Annotated in this window: 23 protein-coding genes; 11 read left to right on the top strand and 12 right to left on the bottom strand. The window is 63.2% G+C overall.

What is annotated here, in order from left to right; genetic code table 11:
• Nucleotides 1–6: 6 nt before the first annotated feature.
• Nucleotides 7–1,179 (bottom strand): MFS transporter, encoded by a 1,173-nt coding sequence (locus tag EN990_RS20010; protein WP_024501292.1) that lies wholly within the window; start codon nucleotides 1,177–1,179, stop codon nucleotides 7–9.
• 144 nt (nucleotides 1,180–1,323) lie between these two features.
• Complete coding sequence (locus tag EN990_RS20005) at nucleotides 1,324–2,499, bottom strand: MFS transporter (RefSeq protein WP_127384788.1); 1,176 nt, start codon at nucleotides 2,497–2,499, stop codon at nucleotides 1,324–1,326.
• A 252-nt stretch (nucleotides 2,500–2,751) separates the two neighbouring features.
• Between EN990_RS20005 and EN990_RS20000 the strand changes: the two genes are divergently transcribed.
• The 3 genes from EN990_RS20000 (at nucleotide 2,752) to EN990_RS19990 (ending at nucleotide 8,519) form a co-directional block, all read left to right on the top strand.
• Nucleotides 2,752–4,329 carry a trimethylamine methyltransferase family protein gene (locus EN990_RS20000; RefSeq protein WP_127384787.1) on the top strand — a complete coding sequence of 526 codons (1,578 nt, stop codon included), beginning with the start codon at nucleotides 2,752–2,754 and terminating at the stop codon, nucleotides 4,327–4,329.
• Between the two features lie 254 nt (nucleotides 4,330–4,583).
• Nucleotides 4,584–7,154 (top strand): FAD-dependent oxidoreductase, encoded by a 2,571-nt coding sequence (locus EN990_RS19995; protein WP_127388353.1) that lies wholly within the window; start codon nucleotides 4,584–4,586, stop codon nucleotides 7,152–7,154.
• A 9-nt stretch (nucleotides 7,155–7,163) separates the two neighbouring features.
• Nucleotides 7,164–8,519 (top strand): Xaa-Pro peptidase family protein, encoded by a 1,356-nt coding sequence (locus EN990_RS19990; RefSeq protein ID WP_127369928.1) that lies wholly within the window; start codon nucleotides 7,164–7,166, stop codon nucleotides 8,517–8,519.
• Here the strand turns inward: EN990_RS19990 and EN990_RS19985 are convergent.
• Nucleotides 8,484–9,311 (bottom strand): PhnD/SsuA/transferrin family substrate-binding protein, encoded by an 828-nt coding sequence (locus EN990_RS19985; RefSeq protein ID WP_127369929.1) that lies wholly within the window; start codon nucleotides 9,309–9,311, stop codon nucleotides 8,484–8,486. The two genes, EN990_RS19990 and EN990_RS19985, sit on opposite strands and share 36 nt — an antisense overlap.
• A 91-nt stretch (nucleotides 9,312–9,402) precedes the next feature.
• Entirely contained in the window at nucleotides 9,403–10,413 is a 1,011-nt protein-coding gene (locus tag EN990_RS19980) for a fatty acid desaturase (protein WP_024501297.1), read from the bottom strand.
• A gap of 230 nt (nucleotides 10,414–10,643) precedes the next feature.
• Here EN990_RS19980 and EN990_RS19975 point away from each other — a divergent pair, with 230 nt between their 5' ends.
• Both EN990_RS19975 and bmt read left to right on the top strand, forming a co-directional pair.
• Nucleotides 10,644–11,501, top strand: coding sequence for a helix-turn-helix transcriptional regulator (locus EN990_RS19975; protein WP_013531192.1), 858 nt, complete (start codon nucleotides 10,644–10,646; stop codon nucleotides 11,499–11,501).
• A 131-nt stretch (nucleotides 11,502–11,632) separates the two neighbouring features.
• A complete protein-coding gene (bmt, locus tag EN990_RS19970) occupies nucleotides 11,633–12,655 on the top strand; it encodes a betaine--homocysteine S-methyltransferase (protein ID WP_063173709.1) in 1,023 nt (340 codons plus the stop codon).
• A gap of 15 nt (nucleotides 12,656–12,670) precedes the next feature.
• Here bmt and EN990_RS35515 read toward each other — a convergent pair whose 3' ends face one another.
• The 3 genes from EN990_RS35515 to EN990_RS19955 form a co-directional block, all read right to left on the bottom strand.
• Nucleotides 12,671–12,940: a hypothetical protein gene (locus EN990_RS35515; protein ID WP_024501300.1), complete on the bottom strand. Its 270-nt coding sequence runs from the start codon at nucleotides 12,938–12,940 to the stop codon at nucleotides 12,671–12,673.
• Between the two features lie 212 nt (nucleotides 12,941–13,152).
• Complete coding sequence (locus tag EN990_RS19960; protein ID WP_127384785.1) at nucleotides 13,153–15,267, bottom strand: VWA domain-containing protein; 2,115 nt, start codon at nucleotides 15,265–15,267, stop codon at nucleotides 13,153–13,155.
• Nucleotides 15,268–15,269: 2 nt separating this feature from the next.
• A complete protein-coding gene (locus tag EN990_RS19955; protein ID WP_013531188.1) occupies nucleotides 15,270–15,830 on the bottom strand; it encodes an RNA polymerase sigma factor in 561 nt (186 codons plus the stop codon).
• Between the two features lie 155 nt (nucleotides 15,831–15,985).
• Between EN990_RS19955 and EN990_RS19950 the strand changes: the two genes are divergently transcribed.
• Genes EN990_RS19950 through EN990_RS19925 form a run of 6 tightly spaced genes read left to right on the top strand, consistent with a single transcriptional unit; the run spans nucleotide 15,986 to nucleotide 18,342 of the window.
• Nucleotides 15,986–16,309 (top strand): metalloregulator ArsR/SmtB family transcription factor, encoded by a 324-nt coding sequence (locus tag EN990_RS19950; protein ID WP_013531187.1) that lies wholly within the window; start codon nucleotides 15,986–15,988, stop codon nucleotides 16,307–16,309.
• Nucleotides 16,306–16,731 (top strand): SRPBCC domain-containing protein, encoded by a 426-nt coding sequence (locus EN990_RS19945; RefSeq protein WP_013531186.1) that lies wholly within the window; start codon nucleotides 16,306–16,308, stop codon nucleotides 16,729–16,731. The genes EN990_RS19950 and EN990_RS19945 overlap by 4 nt, the downstream gene beginning before the upstream one ends.
• Before the next feature lie 54 nt (nucleotides 16,732–16,785).
• Nucleotides 16,786–17,007, top strand: a complete 222-nt coding sequence (locus EN990_RS19940) for a hypothetical protein (protein WP_013531185.1) — start codon at nucleotides 16,786–16,788, stop codon at nucleotides 17,005–17,007.
• Between the two features lie 13 nt (nucleotides 17,008–17,020).
• Nucleotides 17,021–17,461 (top strand): DUF1801 domain-containing protein, encoded by a 441-nt coding sequence (locus tag EN990_RS19935; protein WP_064993719.1) that lies wholly within the window; start codon nucleotides 17,021–17,023, stop codon nucleotides 17,459–17,461.
• A gap of 39 nt (nucleotides 17,462–17,500) precedes the next feature.
• Complete coding sequence (locus EN990_RS19930; protein ID WP_024501304.1) at nucleotides 17,501–17,893, top strand: VOC family protein; 393 nt, start codon at nucleotides 17,501–17,503, stop codon at nucleotides 17,891–17,893.
• Between the two features lie 41 nt (nucleotides 17,894–17,934).
• Nucleotides 17,935–18,342, top strand: coding sequence for a DUF1801 domain-containing protein (locus tag EN990_RS19925; RefSeq protein ID WP_024501305.1), 408 nt, complete (start codon nucleotides 17,935–17,937; stop codon nucleotides 18,340–18,342).
• A 2-nt stretch (nucleotides 18,343–18,344) separates the two neighbouring features.
• Here EN990_RS19925 and EN990_RS19920 read toward each other — a convergent pair whose 3' ends face one another.
• The 5 genes from EN990_RS19920 to EN990_RS19900 form a co-directional block, all read right to left on the bottom strand.
• Nucleotides 18,345–19,523: an NAD(P)/FAD-dependent oxidoreductase gene (locus tag EN990_RS19920; RefSeq protein ID WP_127368723.1), complete on the bottom strand. Its 1,179-nt coding sequence runs from the start codon at nucleotides 19,521–19,523 to the stop codon at nucleotides 18,345–18,347.
• Between the two features lie 108 nt (nucleotides 19,524–19,631).
• The gene (locus tag EN990_RS19915; RefSeq protein ID WP_127368724.1) at nucleotides 19,632–20,369 is read right to left on the bottom strand and encodes a dienelactone hydrolase family protein; all 738 of its coding nucleotides are present in this window, start codon (nucleotides 20,367–20,369) and stop codon (nucleotides 19,632–19,634) included.
• A gap of 110 nt (nucleotides 20,370–20,479) precedes the next feature.
• Nucleotides 20,480–21,778: an MFS transporter gene (locus EN990_RS19910; protein ID WP_127368725.1), complete on the bottom strand. Its 1,299-nt coding sequence runs from the start codon at nucleotides 21,776–21,778 to the stop codon at nucleotides 20,480–20,482.
• The gene (locus tag EN990_RS19905) at nucleotides 21,775–22,452 is read right to left on the bottom strand and encodes a FadR/GntR family transcriptional regulator (RefSeq protein WP_064993722.1); all 678 of its coding nucleotides are present in this window, start codon (nucleotides 22,450–22,452) and stop codon (nucleotides 21,775–21,777) included. Before EN990_RS19905 ends, EN990_RS19910 begins: the two co-directional genes overlap by 4 nt.
• A 102-nt stretch (nucleotides 22,453–22,554) precedes the next feature.
• On the bottom strand, nucleotides 22,555–23,250 hold the full coding sequence (locus tag EN990_RS19900; RefSeq protein ID WP_127384784.1) for a 4Fe-4S dicluster domain-containing protein: 696 nt from the start codon (nucleotides 23,248–23,250) through the stop codon (nucleotides 22,555–22,557).
• Nucleotides 23,251–23,318 lie beyond the last annotated feature (68 nt).

Here is a 23,318-nt window from a genome sequence, read left to right as displayed (position 1 = left end):
CCATGTTCAGCGCACAATTGAGGCTTTCCGCCGACCAGCGAGGCTCGCAATGGCCAGCGCCAGGCACAGCAGCCCAAGCGTGATCGGCAGTCCGCCGGCGCCCATAACATCCATGGCGCCCCCCGCCAGCGGCGGCACGGCGATGCCGCCGACGCCCCACATCAAGGAAAAGGCCGCATTGCCGGCGACCAGTGCGGAGCCGGTGAAGCGTTCGCCGAGCTCGATGATCGACATTGTGTAGATGCCGTAGGAAACCGCGCCCCAGACAAAGATCATTGGCCAGATCAGCGGCGACTCGATGAGAAGCGGAAGCAGGACGCAGCCGAGCACCGTGATCGCGACGCAGGCAAGCCGCACCAGGCGCGCGGAAAGCCTTTCCGCCAAAAGGCCGAGCGGCACCTGCATGGCGATGTTGCCGGCGATCATCACCGACAGCAGCGCCGACATGCGGGTTTCGGTGATGCCGTGATGGGTGCCATAGACCGGCAGCAACGCCAACGCACCCTGTTCGAAGCCGGCGGCGACTATGACGGCGAACAAAAGCAGCCACGCCAGCGGCACGAAACCCAGGACGGAAACCTGGTGCCCGGCCTCGTCGACCTTGGGCAAACGCGGCAGCACCGAGGCCAGGCAAATGCCACACAGCACGAAGGCGAAAATGCCGACGAGGAAGGGCGGCCAGCCCTCAGTGCCGACTGCAAGCAGGCACAGTGGCCCGGTCGCGAAACCGGCCGAGATGATCGTCGAATAGACACCCATGACGCGGCCGCGTCGGGCCGGCGGTGCCAGCGCGATCACCCAGATCTCGCTCAGCACATAGAGCGGATTGGTCACGACGCCGATCAGGAAGCGCAGGGGAAACCACAAATAGACATTTTGCGTCCAGCCGATCAGCGCCAGCACGACAGCCGAAAGGGCCGCACAGGTGAGCGCGGTGCGCCCTGCCCCGAATCGGCGGGCCAGCGCCGGGATCAACGGCGATGACAGAATGAAGCCAATCGGCGTCATGGCCGCCGACAAGCCGATCATCGCTGGCGAAACGCCCTGGCGCTGCAGGATGAAACTCAGCAGCGGATAGGACAACCCTTGCGCGATGGCGAACACCGAGACGGTCGCGATCACACCGGTGATCGCCGCCCATTGCATCGTCTCGTCCTTGTTCGATTCAACCAAATTCATGTACGCACCGCTGTCGGGCTGCAGGATTAGCGATTGAGTTGCGCAGAGGTAAGCCCCTGGCGGGCGAAAACTGCTTGCTCCAGACAGTGCCTGTCAGGAGGCTGGGCCTGTCAGGAGGCTGGGCCTGTCAGGAGGTTGGGCTTATCAGGAAGCTCGGCGCATGGATGAGCGGTACAGCGCGAACATCACCAGCACCGCGTCGAGAGCGGCAATAACCACCGGCAGCCCAAGTGGGCCGATGCCTTGCATGAGCAGGCCCGCACCGGGTGGGCCGACGATGCCACCAACGCCCCACATCAGCGCAAAGGCAGCGTTGCCGGCGACCAGCACAGAGCCCTTGAACCGGCTGCCGAGTTCGACCAATGCCATGGTGTAGACACCGTAACCGACCGCGCCCATCACCAGCAGCACCACCCAGATCAACGGCGTTGTGATCAGCAGAGACAGCAAAAGCGCGCAAACGGTTGTTGCCAGTGCGCAGACGATGATCATGGCGCGGCCGCCAAAACGCTCCGCCAGAAGGCCGAGTGGTATCTGCAGCAGGATGTTGCCGAGGGAAAGCGCCATCACCAGCGAGGCCAGAACGGCTTCCGCCAGGCCATAGCTGGCGCCGAAGACCGGGACCAGCGCATAGGTGCTCTGCTGGACCGCCGCCGAGACAAGCACGGCAAGCAGCAGCGCCGGCGCCATTTTGGCAAACCCGACAAGGCCGCTGGCAGGCTGGCCGTCATCCTCGAAGCCGGTGAGCTTTGACGAGACGGCGTGCAGGATCACCGCGCAGAGCGCGAAACCGGCGACGCCGACCATGAAAGGCGCCCAGCCCGACGTGCCGAGCAGGGTCAGCGCGAATGGTCCGGCGGCGTAACCGGCGCCCATCAGCGTGTTGAACACGCCCATCACCCGGCCGCGCCGCGACGGCGGTGCCAGCGACAGCGCCCACACCTCGCCAAGGATATAAAGCGGATTGATGACCACGCCGATGATGAAGCGGATGACGAACCACGCCACCCAGTCCTGTAGATAGCCGATGCCCAGGAAGCAGAGCGCGCCGGTCAGCGAGCAGCCGACCGCCAGGTTGCGCCCGCCGACCAGCCGCACCGCCGCCGGCACGAAGGAAGCCGACAGGATCAGCCCGAGCGGCATCATCGCCGCCGACAGGCCGATCAGCGCCGGCGACATGCCTTGCTTCTGCATCAGCAATGTGAACAGCGGCGAGCTCAGCCCTTGCGCGGCGCCAAACATGGCAAGTGCCGCGGTGACGCCGGCAAGCGCTGCCCATTGCGTTCCTGCTTCGCCTTCGCTCGAGCCGGTCGCGACCATGCTGCCATCCAGATGAACTGCTGGCCATCAGGCCGGCAAGCCAAGTAGCTATCGGTTCGATCCCCGGAAGGGAAGGGCCGGCCACCGAAATCCGCTTGCTCCAACGCGGCAACCTGATCAAGCCGATGTCGCGGCCGGGCACCTGTCGTTCCGGCATGTCGCTTCCCTCGCCCTAGTGGTCGTCGCCTCCGCAATGGCCGGACAGCCGCCGGTCCATTATGCCGCCCGCTATCGCATCCCACGAGGACCATCATGACCGCCGCCCTACAACCCTCAGAACCGGCATTGGCCACCGACCGTGCCCGTCGCGGCGGCCGCGCTGGAAAGCGCGCCGGCGGCTCGGCCGCGTTCGAGCAGCCGGCTTTTCGCCAGTTGAAGAACCCGCTGGCGCCAACCAGGCTGGTCTCCGACGACGAGCTGGAATCGATTCACCTCGCTTCCCTGCGCGTGCTGCGGGAAATCGGCGTCGACGTGCTGCATGACGAGGCCCGCAGCATCATGAAGGCGCATGGCGCCGACGTGCGTGACGGTTCAGAGCGGGTGCGCTTCGACAGCGACATGATCCTCGACCTGGTGTCGCACTGCCCGTCGGAATTCACCATCCATGCCCGCAATCCTGCGCACAATGTGCGCTTTGGCGGCAACAATGTGATCGTCTCGATGATGGCGTCGGCGCCCAATTGCTCCGACATCGATCGCGGCCGCCGGCCCGGCAACCAGCAGGACTACCGCAATTTCTTAAAACTCGCGCAGATGCACAACATTCTGAACTGCACGGGCGGCTACCCGGTCGAGCCGACCGATATCCATCCATCCGTCCGCCATCTCGAATGCATCCGCGATCTCAGTGTGCTCACCGACAAGGTGTTCCACATCTATTCGCTCGGCAAGGAACGCAATGTCGACGGCATCGAGATCGCCAGGATCGCGCGCGGCATCAGCCACGAGCAGATGCTCGAAGAGCCGTCCGTCTTCACCATCATCAACACCAATTCGCCGCTCAAGCTCGACGTGCCGATGATGGAAGGCATCATCCAGATGTCGAGCAAGGGCCAGGTCGTCGTCGTGACGCCGTTCACCCTGTCGGGTGCGATGGCGCCTGTCACCATCGCCGGCGCACTGGTGCAGCAGAACGCGGAGGCGCTTGCCGGCATCGCCTTCGCCCAGATGGTGCGCAAGGGCGCCCCCGTTGGATATGGCGGCTTCACCTCCAATGTCGACATGAAGTCCGGTTCACCGGCGTTCGGCACGCCGGAATACATGAAGGCGCAGCTCGTCGGCGGCCAGCTTGCCCGCCGCTACAACATCCCCTACCGCACCTCCAACACCTGCGCCGCCAACACGGTCGACGCGCAGGCGGCTTATGAAAGCGTATTCTCGCTGTGGGGTGCCATCCAGGGCGGCGGCAACCTGATGATGCATGCCGCCGGCTGGCTCGAGGGCGGCCTGCGCTGCTCCTACGAGAAGACCATCCTGGACATCGACCTGCTGCAGATGGTGGCCGAATTCCTGACCCCGCTCGACCTTTCCGAAGAGGCACTCGGCTTCGACGCCATCCAGTCGGTCGGCCCGGGCGGCCATTTCTTCGGCACCCAGCACACGCAGGACCGCTACAAGACCGCCTTCTACTCGCCGATCCTCTCCGACTGGCGCAATTACGAGACCTGGGCGGAAGCCGGCTCCCCGACGGCGCTCGAAAAGGCCAACAAGGTCTGGAAGGAGCGGCTGGCGTCCTATGAGGAGCCTTACATGGACCCGGCCATCCACGAGGAACTCAACGCCTTCGTCGCCAAGCGGCGGTCCGAGGGCGGCGCGCCGACCGATTTTTGATCATCTGTGTTGTTGATGAACAGTCGACCCCCACTCCGTCGAGCTGCGCTCGACACCTCTCCCCCGATCCACGGGGTAGAGGAAGGGCGCGAGCTTATACCGGCTAGCGCCCTTCCTCTCCCTCCGGAGGGGAGAGAGGTGGCGCTGCGAAGCAGCGACGGAGTGGGGGAAGCCATTCACGAAACACGCAGCCGTCGCGAAACAGGCACGCCCCACTCCCCCGATTCAATCTCTCCAAAAGCGGACCTATCTTGATGAAATCTCACGTAAAAGCGGTTGTCATCGGCGGCGGCGTCGTCGGCTGCTCGGTTCTCTACCACCTGGCCAAGGCCGGCTGGACCGACATCATGCTGATCGAGCGCTCTGAACTCACATCCGGCTCGTCCTGGCACGCGGCGGGCGGCTTCCACACGCTGAACGGCGACCCCAACGTCGCCAAGCTGCAGGCCTATACGGTGCAGCTCTACAAGGAGATCGAGGAGATATCCGGCCAGTCCTGCTCGCTGCATTTGACCGGCGGCGTGATGATGGCCGATACGCCCGAGCGCATGGACTTCCTGCGCCTTGCCCACGCCAAGGGCCGCTATCTCGGCATGGACACAGAGCTGATCACCCCTTCCGAAGCCAAGGCGATGTTCCCGCTGATGGACGAGACCAATTTCGTCGGCGCCATGTGGGATCCGGTCGAAGGCCATCTCGACCCGTCCGGCACCACCATCGCCTATTCAAAGGCGGCGAAAAAACTCGGCGCCGAGATCGTGCTGCGCAACCGCGTCGTGGAATTGACGCAGGAGGTCGACGGCACCTGGAATGTCGTCACCGAACAGGGCACGGTGAAGGCCGAGCATGTCGTCAACTGCGGCGGCCTGTGGGCGCGCGAGATCGGCCGCATGGTCGGCGTCGAGCTGCCGGTTCTTGCCATGGAGCACATGTATCTGCTCACCGAGCCGATGCCGGAGGTCGAGGAATTCAACAAGTCGACCGGCCGCGAAATGATCGGCGTGCTCGACTTCAAGGGCGAGATCTACACCCGCCAGGAGCGCAACGGCATCCTGCTCGGCACCTATGAAAAAGCCTGTAAGCCATGGTCGCCGGTCAACACGCCGTGGGATTTCGGCCATGAATTGCTGCCCCCCGACCTCGACCGCATCGCGCCGTCGCTGGAAATCGGCTTCAAGCATTTCCCCGGCATCGAGAAGGCCGGCATCAAGCAGATCATCAACGGCCCCTTCACCTTCGCACTGGACGGCAACCCGCTGGTCGGCCCGGTGCAGGGCCTGACCAATTTCTGGTGCGCCTGCGCCGTGATGGCCGGCTTCAGCCAAGGCGGCGGCGTCGGTCTGGCGCTGTCGAACTGGATGGTGCATGGCGATCCTGGCTTCGATGTCTGGGGCATGGATGTTACACGCTTCGGTGAATGGGCCGGCCTGCGCTACACCAACGCCAAGGTGCGGGAAAACTATTCGCGCCGCTTCTCCATCCGCTTCCCCAATGAGGAACTGCCGGCGGCACGTCCGGCGCAGACGACGCCGCTCTACGACACGATGCTGGCCAGCAACGCGGTCATGGGCGACAGCTGGGGCCTCGAAACCCCGCTCTGGTTCGCACCTGAAGGCAAGGAACCCAGGGATATCGTCTCCTTCCATCGCTCCAACGATTTTGGGCCGATCGGCGAGGAAGTGCGCGCCACGCGTGAGCGCGTCGGCGTCACCGAGATCGCCAATTTTGCCAAATACGAAGTCTCGGGACCCGCGGCCGAGGATTTCCTCAACCGGCTGATGACCAACCGCATGCCGAAGACCCGCCGCATCGTGCTGACGCCGATGCTCAACGAGTTCGGCAAGCTGATCGGCGACTTCACCATCGCCAAGGCGGCAGAAGACCGCTTCATGATCTGGGGCTCTTCGGCGGCGCAGAAATACCACATGCGCTGGTTCGAGAAGCACCTGCCGAAGGACGGAACGGTGCGCATCCACCGCTTCGACCAGACGCTGGTCGGCCTGTCGATCGCCGGGCCGAAATCACGGGACCTGCTGCAGAAACTGGTCGATGTCGACGTCTCGACAAAAGCCTTCCGTTTCATGGATTTCCGCGAGATGGCTGTTGGCGGGGCGCCCTGCATGGTCAACCGCATCACCTACACCGGCGACCTCGGCTATGAAATCTGGATGGCGCCGGCCTACGAACGCCTGGTTTACAAAGCAATCAAGGACGCCGGCGAGGAATTCGGCCTTGTCGATTTCGGCATGCGCGCTCTGCTCTCCATGCGCCTCGAAAAGAACTTTCCGACCTGGTTCCGCGAGTTGCGGCCGATCTATGGACCGTTCGAAGGCGCGATGGACCGCTTCATCAAGCTCGAGAAGAATGACTTCATCGGCCGCGAGGCCGCCGCCAAGGAACAGGCCGAGGGGCCAAAGCTGCGCCGCGTCTCCTTCATCGTCGATGCCGCCGACGCCGATGTCATGGGCGACGAGCCGATCTGGGCCAAGGTCAGCAAGGACTACGGCACGGTGGAAAAGCCGCATGGCTATGGCGCGCCGCGCTTCGACAAGGGCGGCAAGGAAATACGTGGCTCCAAGGCTGCCGAAGGCGCATCCGCCGTGCGCGGCATCGTCGACGGCGACTGGCGCGTGGTCGGCTGGGTCACATCGGGCGGCTATGCGCATTATGTGCAGAAGTCGATGGCGCAGGGTTATATCCCCGCAGCGCTTGCCGAGGACGAAAGTGCCGGGCTGTTCGAGATCGAGATCCTCGGTCACCGGCGCCCGGCCCGCATCAATGTCGAAGCGCCCTTCGATCCGAGCGGCGAGAAGATGCGGACCTGAGGTTCGACGATGGACAGCGCGGGGCCGAAGGGCAGCTTTGGCCGCCACCGCAAGATCATGCCGTTCGAGCCGGGCTCGATCGAAGCTTTGCGCGACGCCTCCCGTCAGAAGGCGGGTTCGCTCAATCAGCATGTGCTGGGCTATGGCCCGCGGGCCGAGGCTGAGTGGGCGGCGGCAGGCATTGCCGCGCCCGACCTGGCGGCGATGCGAAAATACCGGCTGGAGCGTATCCGCGCCGAGTTGAAGCGGCGCGGCTATGCCGGCGCCCTGCTCTACGACCCCGTCAACATCCGCTACGCCACCGACAGCACCAACATGCAGCTTTGGGTGGCGCACAATCCGACGCGGCATTGCTTTATCGCCACTGAAGGCCCGGTGGTGCTGTTCGATTATTTTTCCTGCGAGCACCTGTCCGACCATTCCGGCGTCGTCAACGAGGTGCGGCCGGCGGTGTCGTGGATGTATCTCTATGGCGGTGAGCTGACCGAGCAAAAGGTCCGCCGTTGGGCCGCCGGAATAGCCGATTTGGTCAGGGAACATGGTAGCGGCAACAGCCGCATCGCTGTCGACCACATCAATCCCGAAGGCGTCGAGGAGCTGGCTCGCCTCGGCATTTCCATCGGCAATGGCGAAGCAGTGATGGAGAACGCGCGGCTGATCAAATCGCCGGACGAAATCCTCGCCATGCGCCGGGCGATTGTCGCTTGCGAAGCGGCGATGGGCGAGATGGAACAGGCGCTGAAGCCGGGCATTTCCGAGAACGAGCTATGGGCGGAATTGCATCGTGGCAACATCGCGCGCGGCGGCGAGTGGATCGAGACGCGACTGCTGACGTCAGGCCCGCGCACCAATCCGTGGTTCCAGGAATGCTCTTCGCGAAAGATCGAGGCTGGCGATCTCGTCGCCTTCGACACCGACCTGATCGGCCCCTACGGCTTCTGCGCCGACCTGTCGCGCACCTGGCTGTGCGGCGATGCAAACCCGTCGAATGAACAGCGCGCCCTGTTCCGCATCGCCGCCGACCAGATCGAACACAACATGGCTCTGATGCAGCCAGGCATCTCGTTTCGCGCCCTCGTCGAAGCCTCGGCGGTGCCGCCGGGTGACTGCTTCCCGACGCGCTACGGCGTGCTCTATCACGGCGTCGGTCTGGCCGATGAATACCCGACCTTGCCGCATGCCAGCGACTGGACATCGGACACGCCGGACGGCGTGCTGGAACCTGGCATGGTGCTGTGCGTGGAAAGCTATATCGGCCGGCTTGGCGGGCGCGAAGGCGTCAAGCTCGAAGAGCAGATCCTGATCACCGAGACCGGCAACGAACAGCTCTCAACCTACCCGCTGGATACGAGGCTGCTCGGATAGTCCGGCAAGCGCTTCTCGCATTGCCCTGACTGTCTTTTCCGGTGTTGCCCTCGCCGTGATGAACGGCAGGCCTTTGCGCCGTCCGGTCCAGCCGACGATCGCGACTTTCCGCGCTGCTGGCTCGAAGCGCTGCGCCAGCGCCCAGCTTTCGCAGTCGATCGCTGCAACATCGGCCCTGCCCTCGGCAATGGCGACGATTGAAGCGCGGTGACCGCCGCTCTCGCTACGCGACGAAAAGATGTCCAAGCCTTCGCCGGCCGCTTGCAGGTCGCGCGTCAGCGCAATGATGCCCGACATGGAATCGAGGCTGTTGAAGGTGAAGCGCTTGCCGCGGATCAGATCGAGCGGGATGAGAGCGCTGCCATCCGTAGGCGATCGAACTTCCGGTCCCTCGCCTATCCGCATCACCAGAGCGCTCGAATAGAGCTCGCCCTGCCCGCCTTCATAGGCGTCATAGCTCGGCTGGCCGACCACCTGCACATGCCTGGACAGGCCAAGTTCCATCGGCCCCCAGCAGGTCTGCGCGAACAGCAGCAAAGGATGCAGCCACAATCTATGGAAATCGAGTTCATCCGGTGGCAATGTCGCGGGATCGGGTGCGATCAATGCACCGGCAGCATCGCGAATTCCGCCCGGCACCGGCGGCAGGTCGCCATTGCGCCGCACGATGGCTCCCGGCGCGTCGATCCCCTTTTGCCGAAACGCATCGCGCAGCAGCACCCATTGCGCGTCGACCTCATCGCGCATTTCGGGCCAATCATACATCGGCAACGCCGCAACCAATTCACTCATGCCGATATCAAATCATCATGTCTGGAAAAAGGATCGCGAAAACGCGGCGTCCAATCAGAATTGGCCGACACGGATTCCGGGTAGGCCGGAATTATTCCTTGGGCGGCTCGGCGGGAACCGGCGCACTGCCGAGCCCGCTGATGCTGCGCGCCCTGATGCGCGGCTTGAAGGCCCTGCCCGGCTCAGGCGCACGCCGCAGCACCGGGTGCACGATCGGCTCTTTCGCCTTGAACGCATAGGCTTTGACCAGCGCGAAATAATTCGGATAGGCATAGCCATTGTTCATCCGCAGCCATTCCTCACGGCGGTCGCGAAACAGCTTGGGCAGCTTGTACCAGGCCACGGTCGGGGTCTTGTGATGGACGAAATGCAGATTGTTGTTGAGGAACAGGAACGACAGCGGCGAGCGCTCGACGATCACCGTACGGCCTTCCGGATGTTCCGACCATTGATGCTCGGCGAACGTACGGATCGAGATCAGCGACTGGCCGAGCCAGACCGGCACCAGAATGTAAAGCCACAGCGGGATGCCGAAGCCGAACTGAACGATCGGCAGCACGACGGCCAGGCCGATCGCATGCAGCAGCCAGGCCTTGCGGATCGGCTTGTCGCCGGCGATCACCTGCTTGGCATCGTCGATGAAGAAGCCGACGCAGGACAGCCACGGGCCGAGCACGAAGCGGCCTGCCATGGTGTTGTTGATCTTGAGCAGGAATTTCATCGTCGGCGGCAGCTCGTCATGCTGCCAGAGCGCCTGATAATAGCTTTCCGGGTCATCGAGCGGGTCGGTCAGCCGCTCGTCGGCGTGGTGACGCAGATGAATGGTCTTGAAGCGGCGGAACGGCCAGACCAGACCGATCGGCAGAAACACGAAGGCTTCGTTGACCCGCGCGTTGCGCGTCGGATGCCCGTGCAGCACTTCGTGCATGATCGACGACTGCAATGCGGCGGTGAAGGCGAGGACGGCGAGCGCCAGGACGGGATAGGAAGGCCAGAGCAGGAAACCGGTGGCGAGCCATGTCGCGTAGCAGAAGAAGGCGAGTACCACGGTTGGCCACTCAATGGCCCGTACGCTGTGTCGCCTGATGCTCTTGCTCGTCATGCTATCGACCACTGCCCCTCAGTCGCCGGAATCCCAATTGATTCCTGACAGCATTGTGTCAGGAGAAATGATTCCACTCAACGAGACAAAGTGCACGAACTGTTGCGATTGCGCATTTTTGACCGCACATGTTATACATTGTAAACAGACTTAGGGATTCATTTACGCCTAACGCCACCCTCGGAGCGGTTCCGGCGCAAATTTTTCCTCAATCCAGGTGGAGCACGGACATGGACAAGCGCGACCTGTCGACGATCTTCCGCGAGCGACTGAAGATGCTCTTGACACGCTCCGACCTGAATCAGTCGGCCTTCGCAACCGCGGTCGGCATCGACCGCTCGGCGCTGTCGCAACTGCTGTCGGGCGCCTCGACGCGCCTGCCCCGCGCCGAAACACTGCTCAACATCGCCGCCGAGTTCAAGGTGTCGCTCGATTGGCTCCTCGGCCTCAGCCAGGACGAAGGTCTCACCGGCGAAATCCGCGAAAGCCTGGAGATCGAAGAGGCACCGGATGGTTTCGACCGCACGCTGTTGGCCAAATGGCATGCCGAGGCGGCAGGCACCAAGATCCGCTACGTGCCTGCCGGCATTCCCGATCTTCTGCGCACCGAAGCGCTGGTCGACTACGAAGCCGGCATCGCCAACAAGAGCCGCCTGGCGCAGGCCGGCGAAACGCAATACCGCATCGACTACAACAGGCGGCCTGAGACCGACATGGAAGTCTGCATGCCGCGCCACACGCTGGAGATATTTGCCCGCGGGCTGGGTGTCTGGGACCGTTTCCCCGAAGCCGACCGGCGCGCGCAGCTGCTGCACATGGCGACGCTGCTCGACGACCTCTATCCGACCTTCCGGCTGTTTCTCTATGACGGGCGCATGCGCTATTCGATCCCCTACACAATCTTCGGCCCTTATCGCGCCGCCATCTATGTCGGCGACATGTATCTGGTGCTCAACGCCACCCAGCCGATCCAGACGTTGATCCAGCATTTCGACAATCTGATCCGGGCCGCCGACATCAATGCGCACGAGGCGTCCGGCTTCGCGCACAGACTGGCCGGCATGTCGTTCCCAACAGGCACTGTCTGATCTTCGGCAACAATGATCCTTCGGACGGAAACCGGCCTCCGCATTGGTGGCCGCGTTGCCGCCATTCCATTGACTACACATAAAGACTTCTTTATATCCTTATTCGACTTCGAAACATGAAAGCCAATCCGATGACGACCACCAACCCGATCGATGCTCTGCTGGCCGAAAAGGGCGTGCTGCTGGCCGATGGCGCCACCGGCACAAACCTGTTCGCCATGGGGCTGGAAGCCGGCGAGGCGCCCGAGTTGCTCAACGAGACGGCGCCTGACACCATCACCAGCCTGCATCAGAATTTCGTCGATGCCGGGGCCGACATCATCCTCACCAACTCGTTCGGCGGCACCCGCCACCGGCTGAAGCTGCATCATGCGCAGGACCGTGTGCATGCGCTGAACAAGCGCGCCGCCGAGATCGCCCGTGCTGTCGCCGACAAGGCCGGCCGCAAGGTGATCGTCGCCGGTTCGGTCGGCCCGACCGGCGAATTGCTGGTGCCGCTCGGCGCCATGACCTACGACGAGGCGGTCGACGCCTTCGCCGAGCAGATCGAGGGTCTCAAGGAAGGCGGCGCCGAAGTCGCCTGGATCGAGACGATGTCTGCTCCCGACGAGATCCGCGCCGCCGCCGAGGCTGCCATCCGCGTCGGCCTGCCTTACACCTATACCGGTTCCTTCGACACCGCCGGCCGCACCATGATGGGCCTGCTACCCAGGGATATCCACGGCGTCACCGACGGGCTGTCGCAGGCGCCGCTTGGCGTTGGCGCCAATTGCGGCGTCGGCGCGTCTGACATCCTGGCCTCGCTGCTCGACATGACCGAGGCGAAGCCGGAGGCAACGGTGATCGTCAAGGGCAATTGCGGCATTCCCGAATTCCGCGGCACCGAAATCCATTATTCCGGCACACCCGAACTGATGGCCGACTATGTCAGGCTCGCCGTCGATGGCGGCGCCAAAATAATCGGCGGCTGCTGCGGCACCTCGTTCCAGCACCTTGCCGCCATGCGCAAGGCGCTCGACGCGCACACCAAGGCGGATCGTCCGACGGTTGCCGCGATCGTCGAGCGCATCGGCCCGATGCGCAACAAGGTGGCGACGGAAAATACCGCCGAGACCAGCGAAGCCCGCCGCGAGCGCCGCCGCAGCCGGGCCTGAGCTTATCGGTTTCGATTATTCGCTGTTGTCGGCGTAGCTCGACTGCGCCGACTTGAAGTCGACCACATTGTCGCTGTGCATCGTCATCAGCGCGCCGGATGAAACCGGATCGGTTATCTGCTCCAGCATGATGCGGAAGCGGTCGTTGGTCAGCGCCGACATGGCGGTGTGGCGCGCCTGCGCGACATCGTCACTGATACGCCTGGATTCCGATGATGGGGCCGATGAAACCGCCGAAGCATCTCGTGCCGGCGGTGTCGAGTTGGCGATAGTCCTGATCTGCAATTTCGGCTCCCTCAAGCCCGGTACACCTGTCCTGCGTAACAAGCAGGGGGTTGCGATCCGCTACCGGAAATGCCGCGCAATTTAACGACCTGGAGATTCTCCGAAAAAAGGCCGGCAAGGGAATGAACCCCTCGCCGGCATGCCTCACCCGCCCGCGGTCGGTTTCCCCTGTCAGAACGATCCCATCTGAAAGAAACCGGCCGTCATCACCACTACCGATTACCGCCCAGCGCCGAGGCAAGGCGCACAAGCGAGAGGAACTCGGACCTGTACCCAAACGGGTCGGCTCCTCGAGCGGCAGTGGCGATCTCCATGATCTTGTCGTAACCGAACTTCGCGGTCGCATCCTCGTCGCGCAGCTTCTGGCCGAAGGCGGCGACCGCGACGGAGAAGCGCTGGTCGGTGCTGGCCTGGTCGAAAGACGAGATCTCGTTGGCCGAGGTCACCGGCGTGGTGATCAGCTTCGAGACGTCTTCATTCGGCAGCTTGTAGCGGATCTTGACGAAGGCATATTCGTCCGCATTGGCAACGCCGCCATTGTCCACCGACGCCTGGCCATAACGCAGCGCGTCGATCTGTTCGCCGCCGCTGCCCTTTGGCGTGATTTCATAGATCGCGGTGACGGAATGGCCCGAGCCGATATCGCCGGCATCGACGCGGTCATTGTTGAAATCCTCGCGGTTCAAGGCGCGGGTCTCGTAGCCGATCAGGCGATATTCCGAGACCTTGTTCGGATTGAACTCGACCTGGATCTTGACGTCCTTGGCGATGGTGAACAGCGTCGACGATGCATCTTCGACCAGCACCTTCTCGGCTTCGGCCAGCGTGTCGATATAGGCGGCGGTGCCGTTGCCGTTCTGGGCGATGGTCTGCATCATCTGGTCGTTCAGATTGCCGCGGCCGAAGCCGAACACCGACAGGAAGACACCGGTCTTGCGCTCTTTTTCGATCAGCCGCTTCAGATCGTCGTCGTCGCTCTGGCCGACATTGAAGTCGCCGTCGGTGGCGAGCATCACCCGGTTGACGCCGTCCTTGACGAAGGATTTCTGCGCCAGCCTGTAGGCTTCCTTGATGCCCGCCTCGCCGGCCGTGCTGCCGCCGGGCGTCAGATTGTCGATGGCACTGAGGATCTTGTCCTTTTGGGACGCCTTGGTCGGCTCCAGGACCGTGCCGGCGTCACCCGCATAGGTTACGATCGAGATCGTGTCGTCGGCCTTCAGCTTGCTGACCAGCAGCCGAAAAGCCGATTTGAGCAGCGGCAGCTTGTCCGGCTCGTCCATCGAGCCCGAGACATCGATCAGGAAGACCAGATTGGCCTTCGGCTGCTCGGTCGGCTTGACGTCAAAACCCTTGATGGCGACATGCATCAGCCTGGTATGCGTGTTCCACGGCGTCGGCATGACGCTGACGGTCGAGTTGAATGGTGTCGAGGCCGACTCCGGACCCTTCCAGTCATAGGGGAAGTAGTTGATCATCTCCTCGACGCGAACAGTATCGACCTGCGGCAGGGTGCCCTGCTTCAGCGAGCTGCGCACGAAGGAATAGGAGGCTGTGTCGACGTCGATCGAGAAGGTCGAGACCGGATCCTCGAGTGCCGCATGCACCGGATTGGTCTTGAAATCCTCGATGCGGTCGCGGTTTTCCGGTTGCGGCTGCATCTGGTCGGCCGGCAAGGTCGACGGCTGCTGCGGCGCCATCAGCTTGGACTCGGCCGGCATGCGGGCCCGCGACGTACTGGGCGCACTTACGGCGCCATCCAATGCGAATTCGCCTGTCGGTGCCGGTGGCGCAGGCTCGGCCAGCACACCGCGCTCCAGTGCATTCTGTTGTGCCGCGCCGGAAGCAACGGTCGATTCGGATTTCTGCGGCGAGGCCGGCGCCACAAGCGCATCGGTCGCGTCGCGGCTTTCCACATCGGCGTCGGCTTTCTTGTCCGTCTCCAGCCCGGTCGGAGCCGGCTTCGGCTCGGCGGTCGTCGGCTTGACGGTCGCCGGCTTGTCGGCCAGCGTCTCGGTGATTTTCTCGTCGCCGCCGAATTTCGGCGGCTGTTCCCTCAGCATATGGAAGGTGGCGTATCCGGCGATCGGCAGGGCGACGAGCCCGGCAAGAACCGGCGTGGCAATGAGTTTCTTTTGCATGATCTCGCTCCAGAGCTTTTGTGCTCGCTCTGTGAGACGAAGCCCGCCAACCGATCCTTGGGTAACGGCAGAAATATTTTCCTGATCGTATGCACGCAGGGCGGCTTCGAAAGCACGTGCCTTGGCATCCTTGGCGGGCGCCGGCGCCGCTATATCGCGCAGTCTGTTGAGTTCGTTGTCGTCAACCATGGTCACACTTCCCCGGCCGCGCGCATCAGCGTCTTCAGCCGTTTCTTCGCTTCATGGATGTGCCAGGAAACCGTCGTCTCCGAGATTGTCATCGCCTCGGCCGCGGCCGCATGGCTCAACCCTTCGCCATAGACCAGCAGCACCGCGTCGCGCTGCTTGTCCGGCAATCGCCGGACGGCCGCCCATAACGCTTCGGCAGGGTCTTCCGGTTCGACCGACGCCTCGCCCGAGATCAGTGCATGGACGCCATAGGCCTCAGTCTTCACGGTCTCGCGGGCGGACTTTCTCATCACGTCGCGCGCGGCGTTCATCGTCACGGAATAGAGCCATGTGGTGAAGGCGCCGCCGCCGCGATAGTCGCGGATCGCTTTGCCCAGCCTGACGCAGACTTCCTGGGCGATGTCTTCGGCATCGGCCTTCCTGCCGCACCAGCGATAGGCGGCGCGATAGACGAAGTCATAGTGCCTTTCCAGCAATGTGCTGAAGGCCCTCCTGTCTCCGCCCTTCGCCCGCCCGATCAGTTCGGCGTCGGAGGCTTCGCTCTCATCCAGCATCATCGCCATCATTTGCCTGTTGGACGAACGCTAATGGCTAATCCTTGGGGCAATGGAAAGATTTTTTTGGAAACCGCCGGATCGGGACCGCCAACACCCCCGCTTGACATATCCATATCTCGACAGTTATACGTAATCAATAGCCACAGGGTTATCGATCCCGGATGACGAACGCTCACGATGTCCTCTTCAGAACGCTCTCCGATCCGACGCGTCGCGCGATCTTCGAGCGCCTGTGCCGGCAAGGCGAGCAGACGGTCGGCGCCCTGACGGCTCAGTCGGGGGTCTCTCAACCTGCGGTGTCGAAGCATCTCGGCGTCCTCAAGCAGGCCGGGCTGGTGCGCGACCGCCATCAAGGACGGCAGACCCATTACAGCGCCCAACTGGCAGCACTTTCCCCACTGACCGACTGGACGAACCAGATGAACGCGTTCTGGCAGAGCCGGTTCGACGATCTCGAAAATTTGCTCAAAAGAATGGACCAATGACCAACATTGCGACCGAAACGCGCTCTGTCATCGTCGAACGTGAGATCCCCTATCCGCCGGAAAAAATCTGGCGCGCGCTGACCCAACCGCATCTGATCGAGGAATGGCTGATGAAGAACGACTTCAAGCCAGTCGTGGACCACCGTTTCAAGCTGCGGAAGGAACCGCAACCTGACGTGAGCATCGTTGTGGACTGTCAGGTAACAGCCGTCGAGTTGAACAAGACACTGTCCTACACGTGGCAGGCCTATGGCCTTGAGAGTGTCGTCACCTGGACCCTCGTGCCGACCAGCACAGGCACCCGGTTGCGTATGGAACAGTCCGGCTTCCGGCCGGATCAGGAGCAGGCGTATCGGGGCGCGACGAGCGGGTGGCGGCAGTACTTTGCAAATCTGAGTCAGGTCCTGGCGCGGATAGATTGAAACTCGCAGGTGCGGATCGGTGGTCCGCACCGGTTGTTTTGACAGGAGGAACTATTGGACTGGAACAAGTGGGTTCGGCAAATGCATCGCTGGCTGTCGATCATCTTTGCGCTGACCGTCATCGCCAACTTCGCCACCATGGCATTCAGGCAGCCTCCCGCCTGGGTGGTCTACTCGCCGCTCCTGCCGCTCCTCCTGCTGCTGCTCAGCGGCCTGTACATGTTCGTGCTGCCCTATGCCGCCAAGGGACGCGGCGTGCAGCGTGCCGGCGGATAGGGAGTGGGGCAGAGTGGCCAGGACGCAGGGACAATCGACCGAGGCCAAGGCTGCGCCAGTGCTGCTCTCCGGCGGCAACCCGCAAATCGCCAAGGGCGACGGCGACGCCCCGGTGCAGGCCTATATCGCTGCGATGCCGGACTGGAAGCGCGGCCTGGGCGAGCGCCTCGACGCGCTCATCGTGGGCAACGTGCCTGACGTCCGCAAGGCCGTGCGATGGAACTCACCCTTCTACGGCATCGAAGGCCAGGGCTGGTTCGCGAGTTTCCATGTCTTCACCCACTATGTGAAGATGACCTTTTTCAGTGGCATCTCATTGCAACCGATCCCACCAGGCGGCACGGCCAAGAGCAAGGATGTGCGCTGGATCGACATCCGCGAAGACCGGTTCGACGAGGCGCAAATGGCGGAATGGATCAAGCAGGCCGCCGCCCTGCCCGGCTGGACCCCGTAGCGGCCACAGACGCAAGAATACGACAGAGGAGAAAGAGCGATGAAGATCAAGCTGACCAGCGTGTATGTGGACAACCAGGAAAACGCATTGCGCTTCTACGCCGACGTGCTGGGCTTCACCAAGAAGGCCGATTTCAGCAACGGGCCCTATCGCTGGCTGACAGTGACCTCGGCTGAAGAGCCTGATGGAACCGAACTGCAGCTCGCGCTCAACGACAACCCGGCCGCCAAGGCCTATCAGGAAGCCATCTTCCAGCAGGGTCAGCCTGCGGTCATGTTCTTCACCGACGACGTCAGGGGCGACTACGAGCGCATCAAGGCGAAGGGTGGCGCGTTCACCATGCCGCCGACCGAGGTGACCGGTTCAACCATCGCCCAGCTGAACGACAGCTGCGGCAACCTCGTTCAGATTACCCAACTGGCGCGCTGGTGACAGGCAGCGGTTGAACGCGTCGACGCACAGGAGACACGCAAATGACCCCCTCGCAACAGATCGACCAGCTGATCGCCGGTCTCTCGGACTGGCGCGGCGAGACGCTCGCCGACATCCGCAAGACCATCCTTGCAGCCGACCCGGACATCATCGAGGAGTGGAAGTGGATGGGCAGCCCGGTATGGTGCCTCGACGGCAACATCGTGGTCGGCAACGCCCACAAGGACAAGGTGAAGCTGACCTTTTCCCATGGCGCCAGCCTGCCGGATCCCGACAGGCTGTTCAACAATGGTTTTGGCGGCAAGGTGTGGCGGGCTATCGATGTGTTCAAGGGCGACACGCTCAATGAGAGCGCTTTGAAAGAGCTCGTCCGGGCCGCCATCGATTACAACAAGGCCAAAAAGAAGAAAAAGGCGCCGGCAGCTACTGGGGCGAAGCCACGGAAGTAAGTCTATGCTGCCTGGCCTGCCACCCAGCCCGACGACCATGCCCACTGGAAATTATAACCGCCCAGCCAACCCGTGACATCGACGGCTTCGCCGATGAAAAACAGGCCCGGCACGGATTTCGCCTGCATCGTCTTCTGGTCCAGCCCGTTGGTGTCGACCCCGCCCAGTGTCACTTCAGCGGTGCGGTAGCCCTCAGAACCGGCAGGCTTGATGCGCCAGTCATTGACTGCGGCAGCTATGGTTTTGATCTGGGCGTCGGAAAGATCGGCGAGATTGCCATCGATCCCGGTGCGTTCGGCGATCGACTGCGCCAGCCGCTTCGGCAGGTGATTTGCCAGCACGGTCTGCACCGCCTGCCGCCCATTACCGCGCTTGGCACTACGAATGAGGTCCGCCACATCAACTCCCGGCAGCATGGCGATGCGGATTTCGTCGCCCTCGCGCCAATAGGACGAGATTTGCAGGATGGATGGTCCGCTAACGCCGCGATGCGTGAACAGCATCGCTTCGGAGAACTGCGTCTTGCCGCAGGCGACTTCCGCGTCGACGGCGTTGCCGGCCAGCGGCGCCAGCCGTTCGAGCGTGTTTGCGTCGAAGGTCAGCGGCACCAGCGCCGGCCGCGTTTCGACGATGGCAAGCCCAAACCGTTCGGCAAGCTCGTAGCCGAAACCGGTCGCCCCCATCTTGGGGATCGACTTGCCGCCGCAGGCCACGACCAGAGACTGGCACCTAATCGTGCCCGTGGAGAGAGTGAGCACAAACCCCTCCACGGTTTTGCGGAGATCCTCAACGCTGGTCGACAGCACCAGTTCGGCGCCCTTGTCCTGCATTTCCGAGACCAGCATGTCGGTGATCTGGCGTGCGGAGCCGTCGCAGAACAACTGCCCAAGCGTCTTTTCGTGATAGGCGATGCGGTGGCGTTCGACGAGGGCGATGAAATCGCGTTGCGTATAGCGGCTGAGCGCCGAAATGCAGAAATGCGGATTGCCCGACAGAAAATTCTTCGGGCTGGCATGGATGTTGGTGAAATTGCACCGGCCCCCGCCGGAGATGCGGATCTTCTCGCCAGGCGCCGCCGCATGATCGAGGATCAGCACAGAACGGCCGCGCTTGGCCGCCTCCACGGCGCACATCATTCCGGCGGCACCCGCGCCGATGATCACGACATCATAGGATTGCATCAGGCTGTTCGTTCCCGCTCGGCCCACTCATCCGGCGCAGCGCATTTGTGCTGCCTGATACCGCGAACGGGGCGGACAGCCAACAGGCAAGAACAGCCAGGCAAAGGCTCAGATCAGCGTCTCTGCGAACAACGTCGTCAAGCGCTTCCAGTGGCGTTCCGCGCCCGCGGCATTGAAAACGCTATGATCGGGCACGCACCAGCCATGCGCCATGCCGGCATAGTTCTCGATGACATGATCTACTTCCGCAACCCTGAGCGCCTCGACCAGCCGCGCCGACTGTTCCGGCGGGAAACTCCTGTCGACGCCGGATGTGCCGACATAGACGCGCGCCTTGATCGAGGCTGCCTTGCGATGCGGGCTGTCGGCGGCGTCGCCGGCCAGATTGCCGCCATGGAAGCTTGCGGCCGCTTTTATCCGTTTGGGATAGGTTGCAGCCGCATTCAATGATCGACCGCCGCCCATGCAATAGCCGATGGTGCCGATCGGCCCGGTAATACCCTCGGCAGCAAGCGCATCGAGGAACGCACCGCTGTCGCTGATGGTCATGTCCTGCGTCGTGCCGGTGACCAGCGCCATCAGCGGGATTTTGGTCTTTTCCTCGGCGAAGGCGGTCTTGGCGTCGAACGGCCCGTAGGGTGCATTGCGGTAGAACAGGTCGGGCACCAGCACCGCATAGCCTTCATTCGCCAGTCGCTCGGCCATACTGTCGAGCGCCGGCCGCGGACCAAAGGCGTCCTGATAGAGAATGACGCCGGCCTTGGCAGGAGATGCGTTTGCCGAGCGGAAAAGCCCGGCATTGGCAACACCATCCCTGGTCTTGATCTGAAGGTCGTGTTTCGTCATCGCTCGCTCCGTTCGACAGATGCGCGATACATATCCGCGCAAGCCTATACGGCAAGGCGCTCCCTGAGCATGGCAGTCAAAATTTCGTGCGGGATTGCGTGACGCTATTGCTAGCCTTCTCGCACCGTCCGCGCACCGACATGCAGCGCGCGGCCGGCACCGAGCCCCATAATGGCTACGCCAAGCCCGAGCGCGACGAACAGGAACGCCGTTCCCGAAAAACTGCCGGTCCAGTCGCGGATCAGGCCCACCAGCAGCGGGCCGAATGCCGCCAGCACATAGCCGACGCCTTGCGCCATACCTGAAAGATGCGCGGCGACATGCGAATCCGGCGAACGCAGCACGATCAGGCTCATGGCAGCCGCGATCAGGCCGCCCTGCCCGATGCCTTGCAGGATCGCCCAGAACAGCACGGTCGAGGTCGGTGCGAACAGAATGCCGAGCAGCGCGATCACCGCCGTGGCAACGAGCGCCACATTGATGCCGCGCTGGTCTTTCAGCCGCATCGCGAAGGACGGCACGGCGAGGCAGGTGATGACCTGCGCCATGACAGACACCGAAACCATGGCGCCGGCGGTGGCCGCATCGAAGCCACGCTCGCGCAGGATCGGCGCCAGCCAACCGAAGATGCAATAGGCAAGTGCCGACTGCAGGCCCATGAACAGCGTCACCTGCCAAGCCAGGCGATCGCGCCAGAGACCAACGACGCGAAAGCCCCGATGACTGACCTGCCGACGGCTGCCCAGCGCCTGCGGAATCCAGATCAAAAGCACGACCAGTGTAGGCACCGCCCAGGCAGCAAGTGCCCCGGACCACGAACCGGTGACAAAATGCTCGATCGGCAGTGTGAAGCCGGCGGCGGCCGCCGAGCCGGCACAGAGCGCCATGGTGTAGAGCCCGGTCATGACGGCGGCCTTGTCGGCGAAATCTCGCTTCACCAGGCCCGGCAGCAGCACATTGCCGATGGCAATGGCGCCGCCGGCAAGGAAGGTGGCGACAAACAGCAGGGGAACCGTACCGAACCAGCGCAGGCCGGTTCCCAGCACCAGCAAGATGAGCGCCCCGAGCAAAGTGCGCTCGGCTCCATAGCGCTGGGCAAATCTTGGCGCGAAGGGCGCGAACAGACCCAGACACAGAACGGGCAGCGTCGTCAGCAGGCTGGCGCCCGTCGTCGACAGTCCGGTTGCCTGCATCACCTCGGGCAGCAGTACCGACAGGCTGGAAAACAGCGGCCGCAGGCTGAAGGCGATCAGCACAAGGCTCGCGCCAAGCACGATGCGCGCCGCACGGCTGCGCAGTTCAGGCGGCTGCGGCACGGGCAGGCTGTCGGCCTCGGCATCGATGAGTTCCAGACCCTCGATGGCGGCGGATTGCGCCGTCGGGTCAGGCTGACGAAAACTCTGGTTCATTGCGAAAGCAGTCTTTCAAGTTGGGCAAGCACCGGCGCCATGAAGGCGCGAACGGCGGCAACGGCGCGCTCGGGATTGCTCGCGGCAATGGCGTCGACGATAGCCGCATGCGCCTGGTGGTCCGGTTCGGGCAGATCGCCGTCGATGGTGGCATGGATGGTCTCGGTGATGGCGGCGGTGAAGAAGTCGTAGAGCTCCATCATCGCTTTGTTGCCGGACGCCGCGACAACCGATTTGTGGAAAGCGAGATCGCGCCGGATGAAGGCATCGCTTCCGCCGCCCGCGACGGTGCCGCGTTCGGCAAGCAGTTGCCGCATCGTCTCAAGATCGGCTGGCGTGTGGCGCATGGCGGCGAGCCGTGCCGCCTCCAGGTCGAGCGCCGCCCGCGCCTCCCACTGATCGCGCAGGCCGGTGCGCTTGACCCGGTCGAGCGCGGCAGAGGCATCGACGGTAGAGCGCACATATGTGCCCGAGCCCTGGCGCGTATCCAGCAATCCTTGCGAGACCAGCACCCGCACCGCCTCGCGCACCGTGCCGCGGCTGACCGACAGAAGCTCGGTCAGGGCTGCCTCATTGGGAATGCGCTCGCCGACGCCCCAGCGGCCGCTGACGATCTCCGCACGCAGGCTGCTGGTGGCGCTGTCGGTGAGATTGGTTCTGGTGGCGGGTTGCATAGGCCTATTCATAAGTCATCAGATGACTTGATGAATAGGCCTGCTTCTAGCTGCCGTCAAGATGCTCATCGAAGCCAACGAGCACCACGCAATGGGAACGGATCAGCTGGTGGCTCGTGCGAAGCTCGCCATGTGAAACGCCTGGACCTCCGGCGGATAGCGGTATCCCGCGCCATAGGGGCACGCATTGCGATCAAGGCAACCGCCGCTGCGGCAGGGTTCGCCATGCGCTCCCCCCACATGCGCCAGGCAGGATTGATAAGCGAATCCTTGCGCGGAATAGGCGTCGACCGGGCAGGATTTCAGGCAGGGTTTCTCGACGCAGCTATCGCAAAGGTGGGGCGCTGCCTCGGCAACTTGAACTGGAATTTCGTCCTCGAACAGCAGCGCACCGCGGTAGGCATGCCATAGCCCGTAGCGCGGATGCATGAGGATGCCGAGCGGCGACAGTTTCAGCCCCTCCGCCCGCATTGCCCATTGCTGGAACGGCAGATAGGGCTTGTCCGACGGAGAAATCGCCCGTGCGCCAAAATCCTGCGCCACGGCGCCGATCACTTCGCGCGACCATGTGTCGAGCGGATTGGCGATTGCCTGTGGCTGTTGCTCCCACCAACGCAGGAAATGCGGCCAGGGTGCCGCGCCCGCCTGCCCCACCAGCAGGACGGCCGCTGCCGGCGCACCCGATGATCCCGTTGGCGGCACATCGCTTGGCGTAAAATTGAAGCCGCCGCGAAGGACAAGGCCGTTGGCGAGAAGCGCCGCAGCAATGCGGTCAACGCTGCCGGCGGGCGTAATCATCCCTTCTTGTCCGGATCGGAGAACGCGCTCCGCCAGACTTCCTTGTGGATGATGTTGGCGACTTTAGC

This window comes from Mesorhizobium sp. M7A.F.Ca.US.005.03.1.1, from assembly GCF_003997975.1.
Lineage (GTDB): Bacteria > Pseudomonadota > Alphaproteobacteria > Rhizobiales > Rhizobiaceae > Mesorhizobium > Mesorhizobium ciceri.
This window is presented reverse-complemented; position numbering and strand designations above follow the sequence as displayed.